Here is a 26,738-nt window from a genome sequence, read left to right on the forward strand (position 1 = left end):
GGCGCGATCGGTACAGCGCGCGCTTGTTCAAAAGATAGCGATGCTATCGATTCGCCGCGGTGCGACATGCCGCGAGGCACATGGTGCACCCCGCGGCATGCGTCTTACGGATCGAACTTCTTCTCGATCCCCAGCTGGATCGACTGGTTGTCGCGCGTGCTGTTGTCCAGCAGGTTCTGGTACTCGAAGCGCACCGACAGGCCCTTCAGCGTCTGCAACATCACGCCTGCGCCGACCAGGGTGTGGTTGCGCGTGGTGTTGCCCAGCACGGCCTGGTACAGCGGGCCGCCCAGCAGGTCCGCGTAGCGCATGGCCGCCACGCTCGCGCCCTGGAAGTCATGGCGGAACTCCGCCCGCAGCTGCGGCATCCACACGCCGTAGTCGCGCTTGACCGTCCACTGCGCGCGCAGGCCCAGCACGCCGGTGCTGGTCTTCACCGTCTGGCGCTCGTAGTGCAGCGCGTAGATGTCGTCGCCGTGCTCGGTGTAGCTGTCGAGCGTGGCCCGGGCGAAGTCGAAGCGGCCGTACGGCGACATCAGCATGCCGTCTTCGGTCTGGTGCTCGTAGCCCACCGAGATCGAGGCGAACAGCTGCTTGCCGTCGCGGCTGCCGGTCACCGTGTTGCCGTTGTCGGTGACGTAGCGGCGCGAGTCGAACGACATCTTCTGATAGCCGATCAACGCATCGACGTAGACCAGCGGCACCGGCCGATAGCTGCCGTACACCGCGGCGCTGTAGGCATCGACGGTGCTGCGGCTGTCGTGCTTGCCGATGTCCGACGCGTCGTGGCCATAGCCGATGCCCGCTCCCATCGCGAACTGGTCGCCGAAGGCCCGGTCGGCGCCAAGGCTGACGCCCGAGGTGGTGAAGTCGATGCCGTTGTCGCTCGTACCCGGCTGCGTCTTGCCGAAGTTCACCGCACCGCCAGTCCACACCGACCACGTGCCGGGCTGCCCGCCCGTCGAAGCGGCGCGCTGGCCCTGACCCGGCGACGGTTCGTCCGGCTGCACCAGGAAGCGCCGGCTCCAGTCGTCGTCACGTCCGCGCAGGCCGGCCAGCGGGTCGCGGTTCTGCCGCGCGCTCGCCGAACTGAAGCTGATGCCATTGGTGAAACCCCCACCGCCGGCGCCGCTGTGCAGCGTTTCCAGGCGACGCTGGAAGTTATTGATCTGTCCCACCGCCAGGCGCCGCGCCGAATCGGCCTGCGCCTGCAGGATGCCCAGCACTTCGGCATCCTTCGACGGATCGCTGCGTGGCGCCACGGTGATCGTCACGGTCGCATGGGCGGACGTGGCGTAGGCATTGCTCAGTGTGTAGATGACCTGCGCCTGGCCGCTGTACGTCGCACTCGCGGTGAAGTTGAGCGTGTAGCCCGATCCCTCGCTGTGGATGACGGCATCGCCAGCGGTCGACGGCGACACGGCGACCAGCGTCGCCGCAGTGAACGGGCCGCCGCGCGCCGCGCTGGTGAGATCCACCTTGACGGTGCGGCCAGCCACCACGTTGGCGCTCAGCGCGGCCGGCAGCGGTACCGGGTTCACCGTGATGGTGACGTGCGCCGGCTGCGACGTGCCGAACGGGTTGGACAACGTGTAGTCGAAACTCACCGCGCCGGACGCATCGATCGGCGCGGTGTACACGATGTCGGTGCCGCTCACCGTTGCCGTGCCCTTGGCCGGCGGCGTGGCGACCGCCGCACCGGTGAACGGCGCGCCAGTGGCGCCGTTGATCGCATGGATCGTCACCGACTGGCCGGCCAGCACCGTGGCGGCCTGCGCGGCCGCGACCGGCACCGGCAGCGGCGTCACCGTGACGCTCACCGTGGCCGGCGCGGAGCTGCCGCCCGGACCGGTCGCGGTGTAGGTGAAGCTGTCGTTGCCGAAGAAATTGCTCGACGGCGTGTACACCGCATTGAGCCCGTTGACCGTCGCCGTGCCGTGTGCGGGCGCCTGCGCCACCGCGATGCTGGTGATCGGACCGGTGTCATTGGCGGTGACGTTGATGGTTACCGGTGCATTGGCCGGCGTCGTGGCGGTGTCGTTCACCACCACCGGCACGGGCTGGTTGATGCCCACCGTGTAGGCCTGGCTGCCGGTGAAGCCGAAGCCGTCGGTCGCCTTGATAGTGAAGTTGTAATTGCCCGCCGTCGTCGGCGTGCCCGACAGGCCACCCGCGCTGCTCAACGCGAGACCCGGCGGCAAGGCACCGGAGGCGAGGCTGTAGGTGTAGCCGCCATTGCCGCCGCTGGCACTCACCGCTTGGCTGTAGGCCACCGCAACCTGGCCGCCCGGCAGCGTGGCCGGTGCAATGTTGATCGTCGGCGAGCCCACGGTGAGCGTGTAGGCCTGGCTGCCAGTGAAACTGAAGCCGTCGGTCGCCTTGATGGTGAAGTTGTATGCGCCCGCCGTCGTCGGCGTGCCACTAAGCTGGCCTGCGCTGCTCAGCGCGATGCCCGGCGGCAGCGAACCCGCCATCAGGCTATAGGTGTAGCCGCCGTTGCCGCCGCTGGCGCTCAGCGTCTGCCCGTAGGGCGTGCCGCCGGTAGCCAACGGCAAGGTGGTCGGCGAAATGCTGATCGTCGGCGCGCCCACCGTGAACGTGTAGGCCTGGCTGCCGGTGAAGCTGTGGCCATCGGTCGCGGTGATGGTGAAGTTGTATGTGCCGGCCGTGGTCGGCGTGCCGCTGATATGACCGGCGCTGCTGAGCGCGATGCCTGGCGGCAATCCGCCCGCGCCGAGGCTATAGGTGTAACTCCCGTTGCCGCCGCTCGCGGCCACCGTCTGGCTGTACGCGACACCACCGGTGCCGCCTGGCAACGCGGACGGAGAGACGGTGATGACCGGCGCGTCCACGGCGATCGAGTACGACTGCGTCGCAGTGAACGGCGCGCCTGCGCCGGTGCTGCTATCGGTGGCCTTGATGGTGAAGTGGAAGGGACCAGCCGCCGTCGCCGAGCCGGAAAGCACGCCCGTCGACGAGAACGTCATGCCCGGCGGTATCGAGCCCGATTCCAGCGAATAGACGTAAGGCGACGTGCCGCCGCTCGCGGCGAAGGTGTAGGTATAGGGAGATTCCGCCGTCGCGTTGGCCAGCGTGGCAGGGCCGAGCACCACATTGGCGCCACCGACGAGGCCGCTGTAGGTACCGCTGCCGGGGAAGCCCAGGCTGTCCGTCGCGGTGATGGTGAAGTTGTAGTTCACGGCGCCGGTGGGTGTACCGCTGAGCACGCCGGTGTTGCCGTCCAGCGTAAGGCCGGGCGGCAGCACGCCGCTGTATGTGTAATGGAACGTCGTCGGCGCACTTTCCGATGCGGTGAACGTCTGGCTGTAAGGGACGCCGACGGTCGGCACCGGCAGCACGCCGGGCGACACCGTAATGGTGGGCGCCACAATCGCCAGGGTGTAGTGACCTGTAGCGTGATAAGGCGCGCCGGTGCCGGCGGTGGTGTCATTGGCAACGATGTCGAAGCCCACCGTGTTGGCCGTGGTCGGCGTACCCGACAGCGTGCCGGTGGCATGGTCGAAGTTCAGGCCGCCGGGCATCGTGCCCGACGTGACGGTCAGCGAGTAGGTGTACGGCCCGTTGCCGCCGCTGGCGACGAACGACTGGCTGAATGCAGCGGTCGCGGTGCCGTTGAAGCTGCCCGATGCCGGCGCCAGCACGATCTGCGGATCGTCGACCACGATGTTGTACGTCGCCGTTCCGGTGTAAGGCCCGGTGCCGCCGGAACTGTCGGTCGCGGTCACGGTGAGGGTGGAGGCGACGGTACTCGTCGGCGTACCCGACAGCGAGCCGGTGGCAGAGTCGAAGCTCATGCCGGCCGGTGGCGTGCCGCTGTAGGAGAGGTGCAAAGGCGCCGTGCCGCCAGACGCCGAGATCACCTGGCTGTAGGCGACGCCGGCACGCGGATGCGGCAACGCACCGGGCGCAGGGCTGAGCGTGATCGTGGGCTGGTTGACGTTGAGCGTGAGCTGGGCGCTGGTGGCGCTGTACTGCGTGCCGGTGCTGTGGTCGGTCGCCGTCACACTGAAATTGAAAGGACCGCCCTGCGTGGGCGTACCCGACAACGTGCCGTCGGCACCGAGCGTCATGCCCAGGGGAATGCTGCCGGAGGCAAGCGTGTACGTGTACGGCGCGATGCCGCCACTGGCGCCCGCCAACGACTGGCTATAGGGCACGCCTACCGTTGCCGCCACCGGGCTGGACGGCGCGTAGGCGATGGTCGGCTGGGCGATCACCAGCGTGAGCTGCGCGCTGGGCGCAGAGTGGAACGGTCCCGTGCCGGTGCTGCTGTCGGTGGCCTGCACGGTGAAGTGGAAGGTACCGGCCTCCGTCGGCGTACCCGCAAGCGTGCCGTTGTCGGCAAGCGTGATGCCCGCGGGCAGTGTGCCGGTGGCAGCGTAGTGGTACGGCGCCGCTCCACCGCTGGCGCTCGCGAGCGACTGGCTGTAAGCCACGCCATCGGTGCCCGCCGCGGGGCTGGACGGCGTGTAGAGGATGGTCGGCGGCGACACCGTGATGGTCGCCGTTGCCGGCGACGACGTGCCGCCACTGTTGGTAGCCGTATAGGTGAAGCTGTCCGGACCGGCATAGCCCGCTGTCGGCGTGTAGGTGATCGTCGTGCCGCTGGCGGTGGCGACGCCGTGCGCGGCCTGCGTGCCGACCGCGACGGAAGCCGGCGTGCCGCCGGTGATGTTGAGGGTGATCGGATCGTTGGTGCTGTCGTACGCGACTGTCGCGCTCACCGGATTGGCGATCGGCGGCGGCAGGTTCTGTACGGTGATGGACAGGTTGTTGGCGGAGAAGAACGGCGTCGGCGAGCTGCTGTCCGTGACACGCACAGTGAAGTTGGTGGTGCCCAGGGTGGTGGGCGTGCCGCTGATCGTACCGTCACTCGCGAGTACCAGGCCGGGCGGCGGCGTGGTGCCGCCGTCCAGCGTGAAGGTGTACGGCGGCGTGCCTCCGGATGCGGTCAGCGTAAAGCTGTAGGGCGTGCTGATGGCCGCAGCGGTGGGCGTGTTCGTAACAGTGATGTTCGGCGCGCCGATGGTTACCGAGTAACTCGCCGTGCCGGTGACAGGGGTACTGGCGCTATCCGTGGCTGTAATCGCGAACGAAAACGTGCCTTGCGTGGTGGGCGTGCCGGAGACCGTGTTGGCGCTGAGTGTCAAGCCGGGCGGCAAGGCGCCGCTACTGACCGCGAAACTGTAAGGTGCTGTGCCGCCGGTTGCGCTGAGGGTGGCTCCAGAGTAGGCGATCGCCACCGTACCGGAAGGCATCGTCGACGGCGAAATGGTAATGGGCGAAGTCGTCGGGGCAATGTAGACCGTCACCAGCACACTGTGGGTGCCAGAACCATCATCGAAGGCGAATGTGTCCGTCGTAGCACCGTCACCATTGTTGCTGTAGGAGATGGTTCCGCTGGAGCCGCTCGTGACCGTCGCCGTGCCGTGCTGGGCGGGGCTGGTGATGCCGTTGATGCCGTATCCGGGCGCAGCCTCACATGACAAGACACTAAAGCCGATCGTGCTGCCGGCGGCCATCGGCGAACCAGGGCTCGCATTGGATGGCGTGAATGTCGTACAGGTCGCATGCGAAAGACCTGGCATGGCCAGCATGACGCATAACAGCAGGAACGTTATCCAATGGCCGAATGCGCTACGGCCGAGCCCATGGCGCATCGCGTCGCGATGCTTCGACTCCGTATGCCACATGACTTGTCCCCTGGTGCCCGCTTTCCCGACGGGCGGCGCCTGGCGGCGCATATGTGAAAGCTGCCGTGGCTCGTAACGAGCAGCCCCGGTACCGGACCCCTCCGCCGGCGGCCTAAGCCTCACCTGGCGGTCCCGCACCTTCCCCTGGACCCGCCCCCGTCTTGGGCAGGCATCGCAATATTTTGATATCCGTCACGAAGTGCTTGTCAAGCTACTGGCCTTGCGCAAGAGTTATAAGTGATCCGGCCAGGGGCCATTCGCCGGCACAACCAGGGGGAAAACTTATGTCTCAACCCTTTCTCGGGCAGGTGATGCCCGTGGCGTTCAATTTCGCGCCCAAGGGATTCGCTTTCTGCAATGGACAGCTGCTGCCCATCAACCAGAACCAGGCGCTGTTCGCCTTGCTGGGTACCTACTACGGCGGCAATGGCACCACGAATTTCCAGCTGCCTGACCTGCGCAGCCGCACACCGGTGGGCTCCTCCAACGGCACCGACATCGGCCAGATCGGCGGCGCGGAGACCGTGACGCTGCAGACGGCGCAGATTCCCACGCACAACCACACCTACAGCGCGACCACGACCGTCGGCATCACGCGCATTCCTGCCGGCAATGTCTTGCTCGGCACGGCCGGTACACAAAAGGTCTATGGCGCATCCGGTGGCGCGCAGATTCCGCTCAACGCGCTCGACAACGCGGGCCAGACGCAGCCGCACCCAAACCTGCAGCCATACACGGTGCTGAATTTCTGCATCGCGCTCACTGGCGTCTTCCCCTCGCGCGGCTGACCGGAGCTCCTGCCATGACTCAACCTTACGTTGGTGAGATCCGCCTTTTTCCCTACAACTTCGCACCGAACGGCTGGTTCGACTGCGACGGCCGCCTGCTCTCGATCTCGGATTACGAGGTTTTGTACACCCTGCTCGGCACGACCTACGGCGGCGACGGCGTGAACACGTTCGCTCTGCCCAACCTGTGCGGCCGCGTGCCGATCCATCAGGGCACCGGCCTGGGACTGGGAACCTATGTGCTGGGACAGATGGCCGGCAATGAGCAGATCACGCTGCTCTCCAGCCAGATGCCTGCTCATACGCACGCGTTCAATGCGGTGGATTCGGCGGCCAGTTCGGCCGGGCCAGCCGCCAATTTGCAGCTGGGCTCCGTCAGCGGCGACACGCTTTACACGAACAGCATCGCGGGCATCGTCAGCGGCAACCTGGCTCCGTCCGCCGTCAGCACTGCCGGAGGCAACCTGCCTCACGACAACACCATGCCCTCGCTGGTCGCGCGCTTCTGCATCGCGTGGGCCGGCGTCTTCCCCTCGCAGGGTTGACGGTCATCGACCGATTACAAGGACCAATATCATGAGCGATCCCTTCATCGGCGAGATCCAGATCTACGGCTTCAATTTCGCACCCTACAACTGGGCGATGTGCCAGGGGCAGTTGATGCCGATCCAGCAAAACACGGCGCTGTTTTCCCTGCTGGGCACGCAGTTCGGCGGCAACGGCACGTCCAATTACCAGTTGCCCAACTACATCGGCAACGCGGCCTGCGGCCAGGGCCAAGGGCTCGGTCTGACGCTACGCACGGTGGGTGAAACGTTTGGCTCCGACACTGTCACGCTGCTATCCGGCGAGATGCCGGTGCACACGCATGGAGCGCGTATCTACAACCAGCCCACGACGGCCAATCGCAGCGGTATACCGGCCAGCGGCGATGCCGTCATCACGCCGGAGTCAACGCCTATCCTGGCCACCACCACCACGGCCAATACGATTTTCCCGCCTCAGACGATTGGCCCCGCGGGCAGCTCACAAGCGCATGAGAACCAGCAGCCGTACCTGACACTGAACTTCTGCATTTCCCTCGCGGGCACCTTTCCCCAGCGCCCGTGAGCGCATCCGGAACACTGAGCTTTCCCAGGGCGCGGGCGGCCTGGCTGCCCGCGCCAACGGAAGATCTACTGCCAGGACTGGGCTGGCGCGACGCGACCGACGAAGATCTGCCGTTCTTCCGCCATCTCTATGCCGATACACGCGCTGGCGAGCTAGCGGCGGTGCCATGGTCCGATGCCATGCGGCAGGCTTTTCTCGACAGCCAGTTCACGCTGCAGCACAGGCATTACACCACTCGCTACCAGCCGGCGGATTATCTGGTGGTCGAGGACATGAGGGCGCCCATCGGCCGCCTGTACGTCCATTGCGATGGACACGAGGCGAACCTGATCGACATCGCTCTGCTAGAGACCATGCGCGGGCGTGGCATCGGCTCGGCGCTGCTGCGCCAAGTGCAGCGCACTGCGCTTCGCAATGGCCTGTCCAGCGTGATGCTGCATGTGGAACAGCGCAACGCCGGCGCGCGCCGGCTTTACGAACGCATGGGCTTCGATGTCGAGGAGGACATCGGCAGCCATTTGCGCATGCGCTGGATGGCCGCCCCGGGCGAATTCAGTTGAACAGCGCCTGGTAGATGAACCCGTCGCGATCCCGTGCGACCGGCACCAGGAAGATGCCGAACTCGCCGATCGCCGCGTGCTTCATCTGGTAGATTTTCTGCGGGAACACGATCGCCGCTTCGTGACGGAATAACAGCGAGAAGGGTGAACGCACCATGCCGTTGTAGGCCTGCACCGGCAGCGGCCGTGCCTCCACCAGCGCGAACGGCGCGTTGCCGTCGTGATCCAGGGCGACCGTGAAAGTCTCGCCTACATGCCCCGCGAAATGTTCCAAAGCGAAGAATTGCATCGCGCGCCCCCTACGTCGTCGATGGCAGGGCGCCGAGTTTCGCATAGTTGCGTGGCCAGTTCGCGTCCCCGTGCACGCTATTGCATGTGCACGAGTCCGCCACCGATGCCCTGGCACAGACGCAGCGAAAGGCGGCGGCCGTGGTCGAGCAGGCGGCGCATGGCTTCGCCGTGGGTGACCGGCCCGGCCTCGCGTGGACAAGTCGCTGGCGCGGCGGTCGTTTCCGCCACCAGCTGCCGGGCGAAGTGCGGATCGGCGACGTAGCCGTGCAGGAACAACAGGGCGGCCCAGAGCGAAGGCTCGCCGTCTGCGGAGGGCGTTTTCGATGTCATGGATGGCCTCGATCAATCGTGCGTCGCGCCGCTCAACGCCGTGGCGCGCATCGAGGGGCGCGTCTCGAAACGCTCGTACCACGCGGCCAGGCGCGGGCGGCCCGCGCGGAAGTCGTGAACGCCGCGGAACGCGATCCAGCTCAGCGCCGTGGCCAGCGCAATCGTGCCAAGGTCCGGCGCCGCATCGGGGTCCAGCTCGCGCTCTGCGTAGTCGCAGGAAGCGGCGACTTTGTCCAGATAGGCATCGCGCAGCAACGGCCAGCGCAGCGCTTCGGGCCGGCGCTCGATATCCCAGCGCGCCGCAATGCCCGCGTCCGCTACGCCCTGCGCCAGCGCCTGCATGCGTAGCACGCGCAGGCGCGCGGCAGCATCGGCGGGGATCAGCCTCGGCCCGTCGTGCAAGCCGTCGAGGTATTCGCAGATGACATTCGAATCGAACAGCGCCGTGCCGTCATCCAGCACCAGTACGGGCACCTTGCCCAGAGGATTGAGCGCGTACACCGCTTCGTTGCGGCGTGTAGGGCTGGTTTCGTGATGGATCACCTCCATGCGACCGGCCAGGCCGGTTTCGTGGGCGGCGACGAGGACTTTGCGGGCGTAGGGCGAGTGGGTCTGGTAGAGGAGTTTCATGAGGGGCCGATGGCAAAAGGAATCAGGCGAACAGCTGCTGGCGCAGGTCCGGATGGATGTTCCGGCCGCACAGCACGGTGGCGACGCGGCGCCCGGCGTAGCGTTTGGGTTCGGCGAGGATCGCGGCCACGCCCGCGGCGCCCGAGGGTTCCACGATCAGGCCCAGATGCGCATGGATCAGGCGCATCGCACGGAGCAGGTGTTCTTCGCTCACCGCCACGACACAATCGCAGCATGCGCGCAGCTGCGGCAGGCGCGAGGCGATCGGCACGCGCACGGCAATGCCGTCGGCGATGGTGTCCACGCCGGAGGTTTCGATGGGACGCTCGCCTTCCAGCGACAGCTTCATGGCCGGCGCGCCGGCGGCAACCACGGCAACGATCCCCGTCGACGGTTGGCGCGCGCGCACCACCGAACCGATGCCTTCCAGCAAGGCGCCATTGCCCAGCGGTACCAGCACGATGGACGGTTGCACGGCGTCGAGCAGTTCTTCGGCAATGGTGCCGGCGCCCTGCGCGATGGCCGGCTCGGCGCCGTCCTCGACGAAGCGCAGGCCGTGCGCCGCGGCATACTGGCGCGCGGCGGTCTTGGCAGCGTCGAAATCCGCGCCGGCAAGGCGTACATCTGCGCCCAGCGCGCGCATGGCATCGAGCTTCGCCGGGTTCGCCGTTTCCGCCGCGAACACCACGCAGGCGTGACCGCGACGTACCGCGGCGCGCGCCATGCCCTGGCCGAAGTTGCCGGCGGAAGCGCAGACGATGACTTCACCGGGACGCAACGCGGTCGCGGCGAACAGCTCCGTGCCGCGGCCCTTGAAGGAGCCGATCGGATTGTCCGTCTCGTCCTTGGCCACCAGGCGGCAGCCCAGCACCGCATTGAGGCCCGCGTCCGCACGCAGCGGGCTGCGCAGGAACACCGGATCGATCAGGGCCTCGGCAAAGGGGTGGACGGCGAGGTCGGGCAGAGCGGTCATGCGCGGGACTCGTGCAGTGGCGACGGCGGACCATGCTAGGGTGGCGCCGCGCGGCCGGGCCGCGTCCGCTTCGGGGATGGCGGGGTATCTCCCCGTTCTTGGAAAGAGCCACGCGGCCATGCCGACTGAACTGGACCGATTCGACCGCCGCATCCTGGCGATCCTGCAAGTGGATGCGCGCCGTTCCGCCGAACTGATCGGCGCGCAGATCGGCCTGTCCGCCTCCGCAGTGCAACGGCGCATCGCTCGCCTGCGCGAGGAGGGCGTGATCGTCGCCGAGGTGGCCGTGGTCGACGCCAAGCGCACCGGTCGGCCGCTGACCTTGATCGTGGACGTGGAAGTGGAGCGCGAGCGCCCGGAACTGCTGGCCAGCCTCAAGCAATGGATCGCCGCGGAACCGGCGGTGCAGGAGGCGTGGTACGTGACCGGCGCAGGCGATTACGTGCTGGTGGTGAGCGCGCGCGACGTGGAGGACTACGACGCGCTAATGCAGCGGATGGTGGCGGAGAACGCTAACGTGCGGAAGTTCACTACGCGAGTAGCGCTGGGGACCTTGAAGCGAGGCTTGCTGGTGCCGGTAGACGAATAGCAAACCAGGCAGGTTGGGCTTCGCCGGCGGCTCGCCCCAACCTGCGTCGGCTTGAGCGCTTGCGTCAGCCGGTTCGCCCTGCTTCGAACAGGAACCACACGCGACGCTCCGTCTCGTCGATCCAGTTCTCCAGCAGGCTGGCCGTGGCGACGTCGCCGTACTTGTCGCACACCTCATGCACCTGGCGCATTTCGGTCGCCACTTTCAGGTTGTCTTCGCGCAGCTCGGCGAGCATGTCCTGCGCGGTGACGAAATCCGCGTCGTTGTCGGGAATGCGCTGCAGGCGCGCGATGTGGCCGATCGAACGCAGCGTGGTGCCGCCGAGCTTGCGCACGCGTTCGGCGATGGGATCGAGCGTGGCGTAGATGCTGTCCGCCTGCTCGTCCAGCAGCAGGTGGTAGTCGCGGAAGTACGGGCCGGACATGTGCCAATGGAAGTTCTTCGTCTTCACATACAGCGCGAAGAAGTCCGCCAGCAGCACGTTGAGTTCGGCGCCGATGTCGCGGCGCGCATCTTCGCCGAGCGCGCTGGGCGTGGTCAGGGGCGCCTTGCGCAGTTGCTTGGCTTTGGTCTTGTCTTTCATCGTCTGCGTCCTCCGGTAGGGATCAGGCCGTCCGGCCATGCTGGCACGGCGGGTGCGAAAAGAGAGTTACTGCTCAAGCATCGCCAGCCGTGTCGCCATGGCACAGCGCGGCCAGCACCAGCACGGGCGGCACCACGAAGCACCACATGCCGACGAAGCGATAGCCCACCGCGGCCACCGCGCAGCCCAGCGCGAAGATCAGCACGGCGCCGCCCATGCGCGCCATGCGGCCGCGCGCGGCGGCGCGCTGCTCATCCGGCACGCCATGCAGCAGGTCGGCGACGTCCAGCATCAGCTGGGTGGTGGTGCCGGTCATCATGGTGGTGGGTGGCGCGCTGCCCAGGTGCACGCGCTGCAGCGCGTTCTGCACGGCCATGCCGGCCACCATCGACAGGCCGGCGAGCATCGCCAGCGGCGGATCGTTGCGGCCGAACGGACCGAAGCCGATCGCCACCGCGCCGCCCAGCACCAGCAGCGCGAGCTGGATCGCCAGCAAGGTGCGGAACACCGGCCGGCCGGCGGCGACCAGGCGATAGCGCAGCAGCCGCGCCAGGATCACCATCGCGCAGAACGTGGGCAGCGCCAGCAGCTTGGTGACGATGCCGGACGTGCCCAGCACCAGGGCCGCGCCGATGGTGACGAAGTTGCCGGTCACGTGGGCGGTGAACAGGCCGTTCAAGGCCATGAAACCGGCGGTGTCGATGTAGCCGGCGGCGAAGCTGAGCAGGGTCGGTACGGTGATTTTCATGATCGTTTTTCCGTGGTGTGCCGCCGCTACCAGACGAACTTCAGTTCGGCGCCAAGATAGTCGCTGTCGCGTCCGCCGGCGTGCCGCACGGCGTCGCTCACGTTGAAGCGCACCAGCTCCAGCGCCGCCGCCACGTGGCGGTTGACGGCATAGTCCGCGCGCAGCTGGCCGTAGGTACCGGTGCGGCGTCCGCCGTGCCCGGCGGTGTTCGGCACGGGAATGTTCGGCTGCGCATAGACGGCGTCGCCGGTCATCTGGCGCCACTGCAAACCCAGCGCCGCGGTCAGCGACAGGCCGGCGGCAGGCTTCACGGTGATCGACGGCTTGACGTGGATGAAGTTGGCATACCCGGTATAGCCGGCCAGCGTGACGTAGTAACCGTTGGGGAACAGCGGATTGAACGTGCCCAGCGTGCCGTCGCCGCGGCGGCGGTCGCCGGAGGCGGCATCCAGTTGCAGACCCAGGCGCGGCGTCCACGGCAGCGGTGCAAAGGTATAGCCGCCGCGCGTGCCGATGGCCCAGGCGCGAATCCGCTTGCCGCCGACGGAACCGCGCTGCGCCATGGCTTCCAGGTCCCAATCGATGCCGTTGGCGGAACCGGCATAGCGCGTGTCGAACACGCTGCGCGATTCGCGTCCGGCGGCGTCGATGAAGCGCGCGTTGTCGCGCTGGTAGATCGCCGCGTACGCGGACAGCTCGTGCTTGCCGTCGATCAGCCGCTCGACGCGCAACATGTGGAAGCGCAGATGGCGATCGGAGGTGTCGTCGAAATGGCTGGCGTCCTTGTACTGGACCGGCTGGGTGAGCAGGCCGATGAAACGCCAGCGGCCGTTCTCCCAATCCGCCCATACCGCATCGAACGCCTGCCGCACATTCGGGCCGTCGCGCAGCGAGACGAAGCGCTGCAGGTCGAAGGCGAATTCCTGCCGGCCCACGCGGGCCTTGAACGTGCCGGCATCGAACGCATGCACGTACGCCAGGAAAGCCAGGCGCAGATCCACCGCATTGCGATCCGCCGCGGTGAGGTTGCGCTTGCCGTAGGCGCGCGCATCTTCCAGTTGCACGAAGGCCTGCCAATGACTGCCGAAGCGTGCATCGGCGTGAACCTGCGCGCGCTGGATCACGTAGCTGTCGCCACGCGCGCCGCCGGCACCGAAACCGGCGGCATCGTTGCTTTCGAAACGCTCGCGCAGGTTGGCGCCCAGCGACAGGTAGCTGGCCGGATCGGCTTCATCCAGCGCGATGTACTTCAAGGTATCGCCGAGCTCGGTGCGCCGGGCGGGATCGGCCAGCGGCGACCAGACCTCCTGCCAGCGGTTGGATGCGAAGGCCGGGCGCGCGGGCGCGTCGGCGTCCTGCGCGAGGGCGGCGCGCGCCAAGGCGAGCGCCGCTACCGCGAAGGGCATCCAGCGCACGGTCAGCCGCCCGACTTCGCGTGGATCTCGGCGACGTAGCCGCCAGGGAAAGACACCATCGCGATGCGACGGCCGCCGGCCTCGTACGGTTCCACCAGCACTTTCGCGCCGCTGGCGGTGGCCTTGGCGAGCGTGGCCGTCAGGTCCGCCACCTCATAGCCGGTCAGCTCGCGGCCGTAAGGCCACGGCAGCTGACCATCGGTGACCTGCACCGACATCTTGCCGAAGTCCGATTCGATGCGGATGCGGCGGAAGCTTTCGCCCTTGCGGCCGATCTCGATGCCCGGCGCCTGCTTGTCGTCGGAGACGACCTTGCCGTGCGAGAAGGCGAGGAAGGCATGCACGAAGGCATCGACGCGATCCGGCGATACGTACACGCGGTTTTCCGGCACCGTGTCGAACGCCTTGTAGTTCGGCGTGGTGGTGTGCCAGTACAGCTGCATGTTCACGCCGCCGGGCCACTGGATGACCGCGTCGCGGCCGATCGGATCGGGAAACGGTGCCACCAGCACGTCGGCGCCGGCGGCGCGTGCGGCGCGGATCGCCACGTCCATGTCCTTGACCAGATAGCCCGTGCGCTCGGCACCGAACGGATACGGCACCGGCGTGCGGAAGCCGAACAGCGAGACGGTGCCCGCCGGCGTCTGCAAGAGCTGCGAGCTGGTCTGGCTGGGCGTGGGCGTGACCTGCACGACGACCTGCTTGGTGCTCTGTCCGCCGAAGGTGGCGGTGAAGCTCTGCACGAAACGGTCGACGTCGGCAGGATCGACGTAGACATGGGTGGTGTCGTACTGCGGCGCGACCGCAACCTGCGGCAGCGCGGGTGCGTTGCGTGCGCCCGCCGGCGATGCCGCCAGCAGGCCGAGCGATAACGCCAGAGCGGAAAAGAACGAAGCCGTACGCATGGGGAAGCTCCTGTGCGGAAAGAGTCGGATCAGCGAGCGCCGTAGCGCTCGCGCCAGTCGTGCCAGGCCACCAGCAGGAAACCGCCGGCAAGTCCCAGATGTTCGAAAAAGGTGTTGGCCGCGGGCAGGCGCTGCGGCGGCGGCAGTTCCCAGAAACGCACCGCGACGAAAGTCGCGCCGAGCGTGAACAGCGCCAGCGCCACCGCACCCGCCCAGCGCAGCACGCCGCTGAGAATGGCCAGCGACGCGCCCAGCTCCAGCACGATCACCAGCGCCGCGAACAACGCCGGTGGCGCCAGACCGAAATGCGCCATCTCGGCGATGGCGCCGGGAAAATCCAGCACCTTGTCGATGCTGCCCTGCAGATACGCGGCGCACAGCAGCAGCAGTGCGATCCAGCGTGCCGCCCGCCAGCCGGTGGAAGGCGGCGCGCTCACAGCGCCCAGCACGCGCAACCCAGCGCGCCCCAGAAGGATTTCAGATCGGCGATCGGCAGCTTGCTGGACCACGCGGTGGCGTGATCATGACCATGGATGCCGCAAGCATGCGCGCAACCGCAAGGTGCCGGCGCGGCGACGCGCGCCTGCGCCTGACCGTTGGCAGCCCACGCGCCGTAACCGCCGTAGCGATTGACCGGCGACCAGTCCGGCATCGCCGGCGGCAACGAGCCTTCATCGAGACTGGCGAAGCGGCCGGCACCGTACACGATCTTGCCGCCCACCATGGTCAGTTCCGAAGTCATGTCGGCGATTTCGCTCTCGGCGCAGGCGAAGAAGTCGCGGTCCGGCACGATCAGGTCGGCCAGCTGGCCCGCCTGGATGCGGCCCTTCTTGCCTTCCTCGTTGGAAAACCAGGTGACGTTCTCCGTCCACATGCGCAGTGCGGTTTCGCGGTCCAGGCAGTGACGCTGCGGATAGAGGCGCAGGCCACCCACGGTGCGGCCGGTGATCAGCCATGCCAGCGAGACCCACGGGTTGTACGAGGCGACACGCGTGGCGTCGGTGCCTGCGGACACGCGCGCGCCCTTTTCCAGCATGCGCGCTACCGGCGGGGTGGCTTCGGCCGCGCCCGGGCCGTAGCGCTCGACGAAGTACTCGCCCTGGTAGGCCATGCGGTGCTGCACGGCGATGCCGCCGCCGAGCGCGGCGATGCGGTCGATCGACTGTTCCGAGATGGTCTCGGCATGATCGAAGAACCAGTTCAGGCCTTGCAGCGGGATGTCCTGGTTCACCCGTTCGAACACGTCCAGCGCGCGGCTGATCGTTTCGTCGTAGGTGGCGTGCATGCGCCACGGCCAGCGGTTCTCGGCCAGGATGCGCACCACGCCTTCGAGATCGCCTTCCATCTCGGCCGGCATGTCCGGACGCGGCTGGCGGAAGTCCTCGAAGTCCGCGGCGGAGAACACCAGCATTTCGCCGGCACCGTTATGGCGGAAGTAGTCGTCACCCTGCTTGTACTTGGAGGTCTTCGTCCAATGGAGGAAGTCGTCCTTCTCTGCCTTGGGTTTCTGCGTGAACAGGTTGTAGGCGAGGCGAATGGTGAGCTGGCCATCGTCGGCCAGTTTCTGGATCACCGCGTAGTCGTCGGGGTAGTTCTGCGAACCGCCGCCGGCATCGATCGCGCCGGTGACGCCGAGGCGATTCAGTTCGCGCATGAAGTGGCGCGTGGAATTGAGCTGGTAGTCGAACGGCAGCCGGGGGCCCTTGCCCAGCGTGGCGTAGAGGATCGATGCATTGGGCTTGGCCAGCAGCAAACCCGTCGGGTTGCCGTCGCTGTCGCGCACGATCTGGCCGCCGGGCGGCTCCGGCGTGTCGCGCGTGTAGCCGACGGCACGCAGCGCGGCGGCGTTGAGCAGCGCGCGGTCGTACAGATGCAGCAGGAACACCGGCGTGTCCGGCGCGACCGCGTTGAGTTCGTCGATGGTGGGCAGGCGCTTCTCGGCGAACTGGTGTTCGGTGAAGCCGCCGACCACGCGCACCCACTGCGGCGGCGGCGTGATCGCCACCTGCGCCTTGAGCATCGCCATCGCGTCGGACAGCGAGCGAACGCCGTCCCAGCGCAGCTCCATGTTGTAGTTGAGGCCGCCGCGGATGATGTGCAGGTGGTTGTCGATCAGGCCCGGCAGCACGCGACGGCCATGCAAATCGATCACGCGCGTAGCGGGGCCGGCCAGCGCCATCACTTCGGCGTCATTGCCGACCGCGATGAAGCGGCCATCGGCGATGGCGACCGCGCTGGCGGCGGGGCGCGCGCGATCGAGCGTGGTGATCAGGCCGTGGTGCAGGATCAGGTCGGGCGTCTGGGTCGCAGCATTCATGCGTTCGGCTCCGAGGTGTTCTTGTCGCGCGTGGTGTGGGGGCCTTGCGGGAGCTGGCCGAACACATGGGGACTTACCTGTCCGCGCAACCAGGTGGTCTGCGCGCTGTCGCGATGGAACAGCTGCTTGACCAGTGGCGGGACCTGCTCGCCGATCAGGATGCCGAGCAGGCCGACCAGGGCGATGACCGGCGGGGCCGGAGAGCGCACTTTGAGAAGGGCATAGACGATGCCTACCAGCAGGCCGGCGGCGAGGGAAAGGACGTAGGGCTTCATCGGTGCCTCCTCCGGCAGTGAGGGCGACCGCACCATGCGGTCGCCCATGCGGGGCCTCAGCCCTCGTGCGCGCCAAACATGGTCTTGGCGTAGGTCACGCCCAGGCCATACGAACCGCCGTTGGTCCTGGCGATGCCGGTGGTGCTCTCATAGGTCTCGCCACGCGCCCAGTCGCGCTGCAGTTCCAGCAGGTATTGCAGCGAGGTCATCGGGCGGGCGCCGGCCTGCACCATGCGATCCATCGCGCGGTTGTGCGCTTCGGCGGAAACGTCGCCGCAGGCATCGGCGATCACGTACACCTCGAAGCCCTGGTCCAGCGCCGACAGCGCGGGGCCGACGATGCACACCGAGGTCCACAGGCCGGCGAGCACGATGCGACCCTTGCCGATCTCGTTGACCTTGGCGATCACCGCGGCGTCTTCCCAGGTGTTCATGGAGGTGCGGTCGAGCAGCGCCTGGCCCGGGAAGGGCTCGGTGACTTCAGTGAACATCGGGCCGGAGAAGCTCTTCTCCGCCACCGTGGTGAGGATGGTCGGCACCTTGAAGCTGGCGGCGGCCTTGGCCACCAGGCCGGCGTTGTTGCGCAGATTGACCGCGTCGATCGAGTGCGTGGCGAAAGCCATCTGCGACTGGAAGTCGATCATGATCAGGGCATGATCCTTCGGCGTGAGCAGCAGCTTGCCGGGGGTGGGCGTGGCGGTGGCGGACATGGGAATTCCTCGCGGCGGCGGGTGAAATGGGTGTGTCATGTGCGAATAAATCGATGCGCCGTGGCGGTGGATTTCTTCGCGACGGGCGGCAGTATCTGCGCTGTGCATCAGCGCAAAAAGCGGAAAGCTTGCCGCCCTAGCATCGAATTATTCGAATGCTGTTCGGCAAGCCTTCCACCTGTCGTCGTCAGCTCTTGATGAAGGCCAGCAGATCGCTGTTGAGCTGGTCCTGGTGCGTCACGGCCAAGCCGTGCGGCGCGCCCGGGTAGACCTTGAGCGTGGCGTTCTTCACCAGCTTGGCGGTGAGGCGCGCGGCGCCGTCGATCGGCACGATCTGGTCGTCGTCGCCGTGCACGACGAGGGTGGGCACGTCGATCTTCTTCAGGTCCTCGGTGAAGTCGGTTTCCGAGAACTGCTTGATGCAGTCGTACTGACCGGCGATGCCGCCGAGCATGCCCTGCAGCCAGAACGAATCGCGCGCACCCTGCGAGACTTTCGCGCCGGGGCGGTTGTAGCCGAAGAACGGCATCGTCAGGTCCTTGTAGAACTGCGAGCGATCGTCGAACACGCCCTTGCGGATGCCATCGAACACCTCCATCGGCAGACCGTTGGGGTGGCTCGCGGTCTTGAGCATGATCGGTGGCACCGCGCCGATCAGCACCATCTTGGCGACGCGCTTGGTGCCGTGGCGGCCGACGTAGCGGGTGATCTCGCCGCCGCCGGTGGAGTGGCCGACCAGCACCACGTCGTGCAGGTCGAGCTTCTCGATCAGCTCGGCCAGGTCATCGGCGTACTGGTCCATGTGGTTGCCTTCCCACGGCTGGCCGGAACGGCCGTGGCCGCGGCGATCGTGCGCGATCACGCGGTAACCGTGCTGACCGAGGAACAGCATCTGGCCGTCCCATGCGTCGGCCGACAGCGGCCAGCCGTGCGAGAACACCACCGGCTGCCCGTTGCCCCAGTCCTTGTAGAAGATCTCGGTGCCGTCCTTGGTGGAGAAGCGCGAGCCGGGCACCTTGCCCGGATGGTTGGACGCGGTGGCGCCCTTGGCGGCGCCTGCCGCGGCGCTGATCGCCGGCATGGCCATCATGGCGGTGGAGGCGAGCGCGGCGTGGCCGAGCAGGGCGCGGCGGCTATGGCTGACGTCGGAAGCGGATTTGGGCTGGGACATGGCGGGTTTCCTCGAGGAAAGCGGGCGATCGGGAGGGCCGGCCGGCGATGGCCCGGCGCGGCGTTCGAATCAATGCGGTCATGCGAACGACGGCGCGCCGAAAACGATGCGCCGGACCGCCACTGTGCCCGTGCGACGCATCGCGGCACACCCCGGTTTGGGCATAGTCGATTTACCCGAACGAGGGATCGCCGATACTCGCGCGCAGAGCGAAGATGATGCGTTTCGCCGGTGCGTCGAATACGCCGCTCAGGCGTCGAGGAAACCGCGGCGTATCGCGATCGTGACCGCATGCGTGCGGTCGGAAGCGCCAAGCTTGGCGGCGATGTTCTTGAGCCGCGCCTTCACCGTGTCTTCGGACACGCACAGCACCTGCGCGATGCGACGGTTACCCTGGCCGGTGGCGACCAGGCGCAACACGGCCAGCTCCTTCGCGGTGAGCATGTCGGCATCGACGTGCGAAGCCACTTCGCGTGCGATCTCGCCGACGACGACGCGGCGGCCGAGCGCGGCGCCGCGGATCGCCTGCAGGATGTCGTCACGGTTAGAGGTCTTCAGCAGATAGGCCATCGCACCCAGTACCAGCGCCTGTTTCACGCGCGCATCGCCAGGGTAGGTCGTGAGAATCACCAGGCGCGCGTCGGGAAACTCCTCGCGGATCGCGGCGATGGCTTGCAGGCCATCCATGCGCGGCATCTGCAAGTCGAGCAGGGCCACGTCCGGACGGTGCGCGCGGAAGCCTTCTATCGCGTCGCGCCCGTCGACGGCTTCGCCGACCACGCTCATGTCCGGTGCGCTATCGATCGCCGCGCGCAGGCCATCGCGCATGACCGGGTGGTCGTCGGCGATGAGCACTCTGAGCGCAGGAGTGTTGTGGTTCACGCGGCGAAGGTCGGCACAGTACGGCGGAGCACTATGATTGATCGTGGGACGGGGCGGCAATGCCTGAATGGGTGAATGAAGGTCTTCATGGTGCTGCCCTTCTCCCCTCCGGGGAGAAGGTGCCCCACAGGGGCGGATGAGGGGCGGGTGCTCGAGAAGGAGGTGCTACGAAGCGCGGCGTGCTTTTAGCTTCCCGCTTCTACGCTCCGTAGGTCCCCCTCACCCCAGCCCTCTCCCCGGAAGGGGAGAGGGATCTGTGAACGGGAGAGGGGCATTCAACGTGGCAGGTCGAATACCAGCACTTCCGCGTCGCCGGTGCCTTCCAGCTCCACCGCCGCCACATCCGCCAGCTTCACCGCATCGCCCGCGTTCAACACGGTGCTGTTGACGGTGACGCTGCCGCGCGCCACGTGCACATAGCCGAGGCGGCCTGCCGCCAGCGCATGCGAAAGCTTGTCGCCGGCGGCGAGGATCGAGGCGTACAGGGACGCGTCCTGGTTCATGCGCAGCGAGCCGTCGCGGCCGTCGGGCGAGACGATCAGGCGCAGCTGGCCGCGCTTGGAAGCCTCGTCGAAGTGCTTCTCTTCATAGCTCGGCTCGACGCCACCGCGCTCCGGCATGATCCAGATCTGCAGGAAATGCACGGTCTCTTTGGCATCGTGGTTGAACTCGCTGTGGCGCACGCCGGTGCCCGCGCTCATGCGTTGCACGTCGCCGTAACGCAGTACCGAGCCGGTGCCCAGGCTGTCCTTATGCTCCAGCGCGCCGCCGAGCACGTAGGAAATGATCTCCATGTCGCGATGGCCGTGCGTGCCGAAACCCTGGCCGCCGATCACGCGGTCCTCGTTGATCACGCGCAGCGGGCCGAAACCCATGTGGCGCGGGTCGTGGTACTCGGCGAAGGAGAAGGTGTGGCGCGAGGACAGCCAGCCGTGCTCGGCGTGACCACGATCCTGGCTCTTGCGGACTTCCAACATGGTGCCTCCTGGGCTTTCATATGCAATGAAATCGATGACTGGCTGGAGGAGGCCACCCGGCCCGACAACCACCTGTTTCGCTTGCCATCGATGCTTGATGGGCACAGTATGAGCGCCTTCGCCGGCGTGCAAAAGCGAGTGGATTGCCGGCCTATCATCGAGAATTTCGAATGCTGCGACTGAGCCTCGACGCCCTGCAGATCCTGGACGCCATCGACCGCCGCGGCTCCTTCGCCGCGGCCGGCAAGGAGCTGCACAAGGTGCCGTCCACCATCTCCTACACGGTCGCCAAGCTGGAGGAGGAATTGGGCGTGCAGCTGTTCGAGCGTGCCGGGCCGCGCGCCGACCTGACCGAGGCCGGCCGGGTGCTGCTGAAGGAGGGCCGGCACCTGCTGCGCGCGGCGCAGGACCTGGAATCGCGCGTGCGCCGCGTCGCCTCGGGCTGGGAGACGGAATTCGCCATCGAGATCGACTCGCTGTTCGCGCCGATCGCGCTGCGCGAGGACATCGAGGCGTTCTGCATCGCGGCCGACCGCACGCGCCTGCGCATCGGACAGGAAGCCTTGTCGGGCACCTGGGAGGCGCTGCTGGAACGGCGCGCCGACCTCCTGATCGGCGCCGCTGGCGAAGGACCGTCAGGCGGCGGCTACCTGGCCGAGCCGATGGGCTCGATGCCGTTCGTCTTCGCGGTGGCCCCGGCGCATCCCCTGGCACGGATCGACCGTCCGCTGGGCAAGCTGGACCTGCAGCAGCATCGCGCCATCGCGGTGGCGGACAGCGCGCGCAAGCTGATGTCGCGCACGGTCGGGCTCGCTTTCGGCCAGGAGACCGTGACCGTGCCGGACATCCGCAGCAAGCTCGCCTTTCAGCGCGCCGGCCTGGGCTTCGGCTTCCTGCCGGAGCCGTATGCGCGTGCCGCCATCCGGGCCGGCGAGCTGGTCGTCAAAGAGGTGGAGGAACCCAAGCCGGCGGAGACCTTCTACCTGGCCTGGCGCAGCGGCGAGGAAGGTGCCGCGCTGCGCTGGTGGATCGAGCGCGCGCGCCAACCCGGCATGCTGGACCGGATGTTGGCGTTATCCTGCTGACAGGTTTACGGGTGGAGAAGACGACCATGGCACCCTTCGGGCAAGCGCTGCGACGACTGCGCCAGTTGCGCGGCATGAAACAGAGCCATCTGGCGGAACTCCTCGGCGTGACGCAGTCCACCGTGTCGCGCTGGGAACGCGGCGATCTCGACCTGTCGTCGGCGCAGCGGCTGGCGGTGCAGCGGCTGCTGGAGGCGCGTCCCGCGCCGGCGCAGGACGCGGCGTTGAAGCGGCTGGTCGAGACGTCCACCCTGAAAGTGCATCTGGTGTGCGATCGCACGCATCGCCTGCTCGCCGTGTCGCCGCCGCGCAGGGCCGACTGGCGTCGCTCGCCCTCGGAGCTGCTGGGTACCTGCATGCTGGTGTACGCCACGCCGGAGATCCTTGCCGCCGAAGCGTCGCTGGATCGCCGTGGCTGGTACGAGGACCGGCACGGTGCGCTGCGCATCGATACCGGTACCAATGCGGAGCTGCCGATCCGTCCCGGCAGCGCGCTGTGGGAGCGCATCCCGCTGGCGGACGGAAGCATGGGGCGGTTGGTCACGGCACTGGAATGAGCCGCGCATAATTTATGCGTGGCCGCGTCGCGCATCGCTGGCTAGGCTTGCCTTTCAGCAGCGAGGAATACGAGCCATGACCATCCTGGTGACGGGCAGCGCCGGCCATCTCGGCGAAGCCCTGATGCGCAGCCTGCATGCCACCTCGCAGGAGGCCGTGGGCATCGACCGCAAGCCTTCGGCGTTCACCCGGCGCGTGGGCGATATCACCGACCGCGCCTTCGTGCGCAGCGCCATGCACGGCGTGCGCGCGGTGATCCACGCCGCCACCCTGCACAAGCCGCACGTGGCCACGCATGCGGCGCAGGATTTCATCGACACCAATATCAGCGGCACGCTGGCTCTGCTGGAGGAAGCGGTAGCCGCGGGCGTGCGCGCCTTCGTGTTCACCAGCACCACCAGCGTGTTCGGCGCCGCGCTGACGCCAGGGCCGGATGCGCCCGCGGCGTGGGTCACCGAAGACGTGACACCCGTGCCGAAGAACATCTACGGCACCACCAAGCTCGCCGCCGAGCAGCTGTGCGAGCTGTTCCACCGGCGTCATCACCTGCCGGTGCTGATCCTGCGCACCGCGCGCTTCTTTCCCGAGGCGGATGACGATGCGGCCGTGCGCGCCGCCTACGACCTGGCCAACGCACAGGCCAACGAACTGCTGTATCGCCGTGCGGATATCGCGGACGTAGCGGACGCGCATCTGCGCGCCGTCGAGCGCGCGCCCGCGCTGGGCTTCGGCCGCTACATCGTGTCGGCGACGACACCGTTCGTGCCGGACGACCTGGCCTTGCTGCATCGGGACGCGCCGGCGGTCGTGCGTCGCCTGTTTCCTTCCTTCGAGGCGCAGTACAACGCGCTCGGCTGGCGCATGTTCCCGCGCATCGACCGCGTCTACGTCAATGCGCGGGCGCGCCGCGACCTCGCCTGGCAGCCAAGGCATCACTTCGCTCACGTGCTGGCCTCGCTCGCCGCCGGCCACGACTTCCGCAGTCCGCTCGCCGGCGAGGTGGGCGCCAAGGGATATCACGCCGCCGCCTTCGACGACATGCCTTACCCGGTGATGTGAGGCGCGCCGTCAGATCGACTGCAGATAGGCCGCCACCGCGTCCATGTCTTCCGGCTTGAGGTTGGTGATGATGCCGTGCATGACCGGCGAGTTGCGCAGATTGCCCTGGATCACCTTCAGCTGGCGCACGATGTACGCCGCGTGCTGGCCGGCGAGGCGCGGAAAGATGGTCGCGCCCTCGGCATGTGCGCCGTGGCAACTGGCACAGGCGACCACCTTGCCTTGCTCACCCTGCTCGAACAGACGCTTCCCCCTGGCGATCAAGGCCGCATCGCCGCCGCGCCCGGGCGACGCGGGCTGGCGGGCGTAGTAGCGGGCCAGCGCGGCGGCAGTGTCGTCGTCGATCAGCGTCGTCATGCCGAGCATGTAGTCGTGCGCTTCCTGCTCGCCGCGACTGCCGTTCCGGAAGTTGCCGATCTGCGCGACGAGGTAGGCCTGCTGCTGCGCGGCCAGCTTGGGAAAGGTCGGCGACGTACTGTCCCCGCCGGGGCCGTGGCAGCTGGAACACACGTGCGTCGCCAGCTTGGCCGCCGCGTCGTCGCCGGCCGACGGCGTCTGCGCGCGGCCTGGCGGCGCGATGGCAAGAAGGAGGAGCGCGGCGATGACGGCGGCCGCGGACGGAGCGGGACGAACGGATGTCGTGCGCATGTCAGTACACCACCCAGATGTTGGCGAACAGGGTGTTGTTGTCGCCGGCGCGTCGGCCTGAGCCGTCGTAGTTCGAGCGCGCGCCGTTGAACTTGCCGTAGCCGTAGTACTGCAACATCAGGCGCACGTTCTGCACCGGCAGGTAGTCGAGTTCCACGATGTAGCCGCGGGTATCGGGCTTGCCGTTGGCGCTGCCGCCGACCGACCCTGGCGCATACAGGCCGGCGTCGGCCGTGCCATGAGTGCGGAACAGCGCCAGCGTCGCGCCGTATTTGCGCTCGAAGTAATACGTCGCCTTGAGCTTGTCGGTGACCAGCGTGTCGCGCGCATTGGCGGGCGCGGGGCCGACGCCGATCGGCGCGCCGGCGAGCGTGGCCGGGTAGCTGGCGCGATAGTCCTGCTTCTCGTGGATATGCGTGAACTGGAAGGTATAGGTGTGCGGGTCGTCGATATGCTGGAACTGCGCGTCGAAGGCCACGTCAGTGAAGCGGTCGGTGCCGGTGAAGGGCATGGTGTTGTCCGGATAGATGCGGAACACCGCGCCATACGTACCGACCATCAGCGAATTGCTGCGCCAGTCGCGGGTGTAGGCCAGCCGCCAATAGGGGTCGATGCCGCTGAGCCGGTTGACGCCGCCGGGTGTGTGGATGTCCTGGCCCTTGCGCAGCGGCGAGAAGAAACCGTCGGCGGTGCGGTAGCCGGTGACTTCCGCATAGATGGTGCGGTTCCACAACACGTAGCCGCCCACGCCGGCCACTTGTTGCGCCAGACGCCCGTCCAGCGCGGTGGTCGCCGCCTGTCCGATACCGTTGGGCGGCAACGTGAAGGGGAACCCGAAGGCGGGCGTGCTGTTCCACACGTCCTGCACGGTGGGGTTGTTGTGCACGGTCAGGCCGTACAGCCAGCGCAGGTCGGTATGGGACGGATCGGTGGAGCTGCCGGTCACTCGCAGGTCGGTGTTGTCGATGCCGCTGTGGCCGACCGTGGTATTGGCGCTGGTCGTGGCGAGGTTGTTGTAGGTCCACTGGATCCAGCCGCCGATGTGGTCGTTGACCTTGCCGGCGATGAACACGCTGGCGCCGGAGAACGCGGGCTGGTTGGTCTTGGGCACGATCTTCTGGCCCTGGTCGTCGCGATTGTTGCGCACGCTGGTCCAGCCCAGCTGGGCCATGAGTGCCACCGGCAACTTCTGGCGGGTGCCGATGGTGTAGCCGCTGAGCTTGAACATCCGGCCGTATGGCGTCAGCTCCGGAAAGCTCACGTGGCAGGCCACGCAAGCCTGGCCGGTCTGCCGGGCATAGGCGGGCACCGCCCGCGCGTCGGGCGCGAGGATGGCCAGGCCCGTCCACGCCAGGCACAGCCACAGGCCGAATCGGAAGAAACCGCTGTTGCGCATACCCCCCCCCCCTTCGCCGGATTCACGGGCGTGGCGGCATGCGCCACGCCCGTGCCGGCCCCTCGTTAACCGGTACGACCACTGGGTGATCGGATACCGGCTTGCCTAGACAGCGTCGAGGGCATTGGGCGCCGCGGCCCGGCGCTCGATGTTGATCCGGATCAAGCGCCGGTGTGGTCCGGCTTGGCGACCGCGCGCGCATAAGCCATCGGCGTGCACCCGATCAGGCCGCGGAAGTCGCGGATGAAGTGAGCCTGGTCGAAGTAGCCCAGGGTCAGCGCCAGATCAGCCCAGTCGACGTGCCCGCCCGCCTGCAGGATCGCCACCGCTTCATGCAGGCGGTAGCGCTTGACCACCCATTTGGGGCTCACCCCCACGTAGGCACGGAACAGGCGCTGGAGTGCGCGCATGCCCAGGCCCGTGCGCTCGCACAGATGCTCCACGGCCGTGATCCGCCGGTCCTGCGCCACCATCGCCACGATGGCGCCCGCCCGCTCGGCCAGCGGATCGGCGCACGGCAAGCGGCCCAGCAACAGGCGTTCCGCCGCTCCCGCCATGGCATCCATCCCGGAAGCGCCGAAGACATCGGTCTGGAAATGCCGGACCGCGTCCGTGCCGAACACCTCGGCCGGATCGCAGGAACGGTCCATGAGCAGGTGCACGTCCCGGTCGAAGAAGCCCCTGAATCCGCCGGGCTGGAACTTGATGCCGAAGACGCGCCCTTCGCCTTCCAGCACGCGCACGAAGCGTCCGCGATGTACGCCATAGATCCGCGCGGCCGGCGGCTCCACCACCAGATGCACGCTGGGGTGCGGCAGGGTTTCCTGCGTTTGCGACGGCAGGCCGCGCACATCCCAGGCAACGAACCAGTAGTGCTCGACCAGCCGCGACAGCGCCGCGCAAGGCTGGCGCCGCTCGTGATGGAAACGGCCGTGTTCGAAGCGCGGTCGCAACACGCCGCGCGGCTCGTTGACGCCGGCGGTCATGCGATGCGCGTCCGCGGTCGCGTTTTTCCAATCATCTC

Annotated in this window: 27 protein-coding genes; 8 read left to right on the forward strand and 19 right to left on the reverse strand. The window is 67.5% G+C overall.

Going from position 1 to position 26,738, the window contains the following annotated elements; all coding sequences use genetic code 11:
- Positions 1–104: 104 nt before the first annotated feature.
- Positions 105–5,714, reverse strand: a complete 5,610-nt coding sequence (locus ACNR9O_RS20215) for a putative Ig domain-containing protein (protein WP_473700680.1) — start codon at positions 5,712–5,714, stop codon at positions 105–107.
- 284 nt (positions 5,715–5,998) lie between these two features.
- On the opposite strand from ACNR9O_RS20215, the gene ACNR9O_RS20220 reads away from it, so the two are divergent.
- The 4 genes from ACNR9O_RS20220 to ACNR9O_RS20235 are packed head-to-tail and all read left to right on the forward strand — an operon-like array spanning position 5,999 to position 8,172.
- Complete coding sequence (locus tag ACNR9O_RS20220; protein ID WP_473685421.1) at positions 5,999–6,502, forward strand: phage tail protein; 504 nt, start codon at positions 5,999–6,001, stop codon at positions 6,500–6,502.
- A gap of 14 nt (positions 6,503–6,516) precedes the next feature.
- Positions 6,517–7,047: a phage tail protein gene (locus ACNR9O_RS20225; protein ID WP_473685419.1), complete on the forward strand. Its 531-nt coding sequence runs from the start codon at positions 6,517–6,519 to the stop codon at positions 7,045–7,047.
- Between the two features lie 31 nt (positions 7,048–7,078).
- Positions 7,079–7,612: a phage tail protein gene (locus ACNR9O_RS20230; protein WP_473685417.1), complete on the forward strand. Its 534-nt coding sequence runs from the start codon at positions 7,079–7,081 to the stop codon at positions 7,610–7,612.
- On the forward strand, positions 7,609–8,172 hold the full coding sequence (locus tag ACNR9O_RS20235; RefSeq protein WP_473685415.1) for a GNAT family N-acetyltransferase: 564 nt from the start codon (positions 7,609–7,611) through the stop codon (positions 8,170–8,172). Before ACNR9O_RS20230 ends, ACNR9O_RS20235 begins: the two co-directional genes overlap by 4 nt.
- On the opposite strand, the gene ACNR9O_RS20240 is transcribed toward ACNR9O_RS20235, so the two are convergent.
- The 4 genes from ACNR9O_RS20240 to ACNR9O_RS20255 all read right to left on the reverse strand — a co-directional run bounded on the left by ACNR9O_RS20240 (position 8,165) and on the right by ACNR9O_RS20255 (position 10,396).
- A complete protein-coding gene (locus tag ACNR9O_RS20240; RefSeq protein WP_473685413.1) occupies positions 8,165–8,461 on the reverse strand; it encodes a DUF6916 family protein in 297 nt (98 codons plus the stop codon). The genes ACNR9O_RS20235 and ACNR9O_RS20240 overlap by 8 nt on opposite strands.
- Before the next feature lie 77 nt (positions 8,462–8,538).
- Positions 8,539–8,793 (reverse strand): hypothetical protein, encoded by a 255-nt coding sequence (locus ACNR9O_RS20245; RefSeq protein WP_473685411.1) that lies wholly within the window; start codon positions 8,791–8,793, stop codon positions 8,539–8,541.
- A 12-nt stretch (positions 8,794–8,805) separates the two neighbouring features.
- A complete protein-coding gene (locus tag ACNR9O_RS20250) occupies positions 8,806–9,423 on the reverse strand; it encodes a glutathione S-transferase family protein (RefSeq protein ID WP_473685409.1) in 618 nt (205 codons plus the stop codon).
- A 22-nt stretch (positions 9,424–9,445) separates the two neighbouring features.
- Positions 9,446–10,396 carry a threonine ammonia-lyase gene (locus ACNR9O_RS20255; protein WP_473685407.1) on the reverse strand — a complete coding sequence of 317 codons (951 nt, stop codon included), beginning with the start codon at positions 10,394–10,396 and terminating at the stop codon, positions 9,446–9,448.
- Positions 10,397–10,514: 118 nt separating this feature from the next.
- On the opposite strand from ACNR9O_RS20255, the gene ACNR9O_RS20260 reads away from it, so the two are divergent.
- Positions 10,515–10,985, forward strand: coding sequence for an Lrp/AsnC family transcriptional regulator (locus ACNR9O_RS20260; RefSeq protein ID WP_473685405.1), 471 nt, complete (start codon positions 10,515–10,517; stop codon positions 10,983–10,985).
- A 64-nt stretch (positions 10,986–11,049) separates the two neighbouring features.
- Here the strand turns inward: ACNR9O_RS20260 and ACNR9O_RS20265 are convergent, their stop codons facing one another.
- The 11 genes from ACNR9O_RS20265 to ACNR9O_RS20315 form a co-directional block, all read right to left on the reverse strand.
- Entirely contained in the window at positions 11,050–11,568 is a 519-nt protein-coding gene (locus tag ACNR9O_RS20265) for a Dps family protein (protein WP_473685403.1), read from the reverse strand.
- 73 nt (positions 11,569–11,641) lie between these two features.
- Positions 11,642–12,316, reverse strand: coding sequence for a YoaK family protein (locus ACNR9O_RS20270; RefSeq protein WP_473685401.1), 675 nt, complete (start codon positions 12,314–12,316; stop codon positions 11,642–11,644).
- A gap of 26 nt (positions 12,317–12,342) precedes the next feature.
- Entirely contained in the window at positions 12,343–13,722 is a 1,380-nt protein-coding gene (locus tag ACNR9O_RS20275) for an alginate export family protein (protein ID WP_473688349.1), read from the reverse strand.
- Positions 13,723–13,733: 11 nt separating this feature from the next.
- Complete coding sequence (locus ACNR9O_RS20280; protein WP_473685399.1) at positions 13,734–14,636, reverse strand: VOC family protein; 903 nt, start codon at positions 14,634–14,636, stop codon at positions 13,734–13,736.
- Positions 14,637–14,665: 29 nt separating this feature from the next.
- The gene (locus ACNR9O_RS20285) at positions 14,666–15,085 is read right to left on the reverse strand and encodes a DoxX family protein (protein ID WP_473685397.1); all 420 of its coding nucleotides are present in this window, start codon (positions 15,083–15,085) and stop codon (positions 14,666–14,668) included.
- Positions 15,070–16,953 carry an amidohydrolase gene (locus ACNR9O_RS20290; RefSeq protein ID WP_473685395.1) on the reverse strand — a complete coding sequence of 628 codons (1,884 nt, stop codon included), beginning with the start codon at positions 16,951–16,953 and terminating at the stop codon, positions 15,070–15,072. The genes ACNR9O_RS20285 and ACNR9O_RS20290 overlap by 16 nt, the downstream gene beginning before the upstream one ends.
- Positions 16,950–17,228 (reverse strand): XapX domain-containing protein, encoded by a 279-nt coding sequence (locus ACNR9O_RS20295; RefSeq protein WP_473685393.1) that lies wholly within the window; start codon positions 17,226–17,228, stop codon positions 16,950–16,952. Before ACNR9O_RS20295 ends, ACNR9O_RS20290 begins: the two co-directional genes overlap by 4 nt.
- Positions 17,229–17,284: 56 nt before the next feature.
- Positions 17,285–17,938 (reverse strand): hydrolase, encoded by a 654-nt coding sequence (locus ACNR9O_RS20300; protein ID WP_473685391.1) that lies wholly within the window; start codon positions 17,936–17,938, stop codon positions 17,285–17,287.
- A 187-nt stretch (positions 17,939–18,125) separates the two neighbouring features.
- A complete protein-coding gene (locus tag ACNR9O_RS20305; protein WP_473685389.1) occupies positions 18,126–19,109 on the reverse strand; it encodes an alpha/beta fold hydrolase in 984 nt (327 codons plus the stop codon).
- Between the two features lie 249 nt (positions 19,110–19,358).
- Entirely contained in the window at positions 19,359–19,964 is a 606-nt protein-coding gene (locus ACNR9O_RS20310; protein WP_473700822.1) for a response regulator transcription factor, read from the reverse strand.
- A gap of 302 nt (positions 19,965–20,266) precedes the next feature.
- The gene (locus ACNR9O_RS20315) at positions 20,267–20,968 is read right to left on the reverse strand and encodes a pirin family protein (protein WP_473685385.1); all 702 of its coding nucleotides are present in this window, start codon (positions 20,966–20,968) and stop codon (positions 20,267–20,269) included.
- A 173-nt stretch (positions 20,969–21,141) separates the two neighbouring features.
- On the opposite strand from ACNR9O_RS20315, the gene ACNR9O_RS20320 reads away from it, so the two are divergent.
- From ACNR9O_RS20320 to ACNR9O_RS20330, 3 genes are all read left to right on the forward strand, one after another.
- The gene (locus ACNR9O_RS20320; protein WP_473700823.1) at positions 21,142–22,053 is read left to right on the forward strand and encodes a LysR substrate-binding domain-containing protein; all 912 of its coding nucleotides are present in this window, start codon (positions 21,142–21,144) and stop codon (positions 22,051–22,053) included.
- A 26-nt stretch (positions 22,054–22,079) separates the two neighbouring features.
- Complete coding sequence (locus ACNR9O_RS20325) at positions 22,080–22,610, forward strand: helix-turn-helix transcriptional regulator (RefSeq protein ID WP_473685381.1); 531 nt, start codon at positions 22,080–22,082, stop codon at positions 22,608–22,610.
- A 76-nt stretch (positions 22,611–22,686) separates the two neighbouring features.
- Complete coding sequence (locus ACNR9O_RS20330) at positions 22,687–23,670, forward strand: NAD-dependent epimerase/dehydratase family protein (protein ID WP_473685379.1); 984 nt, start codon at positions 22,687–22,689, stop codon at positions 23,668–23,670.
- 9 nt (positions 23,671–23,679) lie between these two features.
- Here ACNR9O_RS20330 and ACNR9O_RS20335 read toward each other — a convergent pair whose 3' ends face one another.
- From ACNR9O_RS20335 to ACNR9O_RS20345, 3 genes are all read right to left on the reverse strand, one after another.
- Complete coding sequence (locus ACNR9O_RS20335; protein ID WP_473685377.1) at positions 23,680–24,318, reverse strand: c-type cytochrome; 639 nt, start codon at positions 24,316–24,318, stop codon at positions 23,680–23,682.
- A gap of 1 nt (position 24,319) precedes the next feature.
- Positions 24,320–25,714 carry a hypothetical protein gene (locus ACNR9O_RS20340; RefSeq protein ID WP_473685375.1) on the reverse strand — a complete coding sequence of 465 codons (1,395 nt, stop codon included), beginning with the start codon at positions 25,712–25,714 and terminating at the stop codon, positions 24,320–24,322.
- Positions 25,715–25,875: 161 nt separating this feature from the next.
- Complete coding sequence (locus ACNR9O_RS20345) at positions 25,876–26,700, reverse strand: DUF6597 domain-containing transcriptional factor (RefSeq protein ID WP_473685373.1); 825 nt, start codon at positions 26,698–26,700, stop codon at positions 25,876–25,878.
- Between the last annotated feature and the right edge of the window lie 38 nt (positions 26,701–26,738).

It is taken from the genome of Dyella sp. CR10, assembly GCF_055814425.1.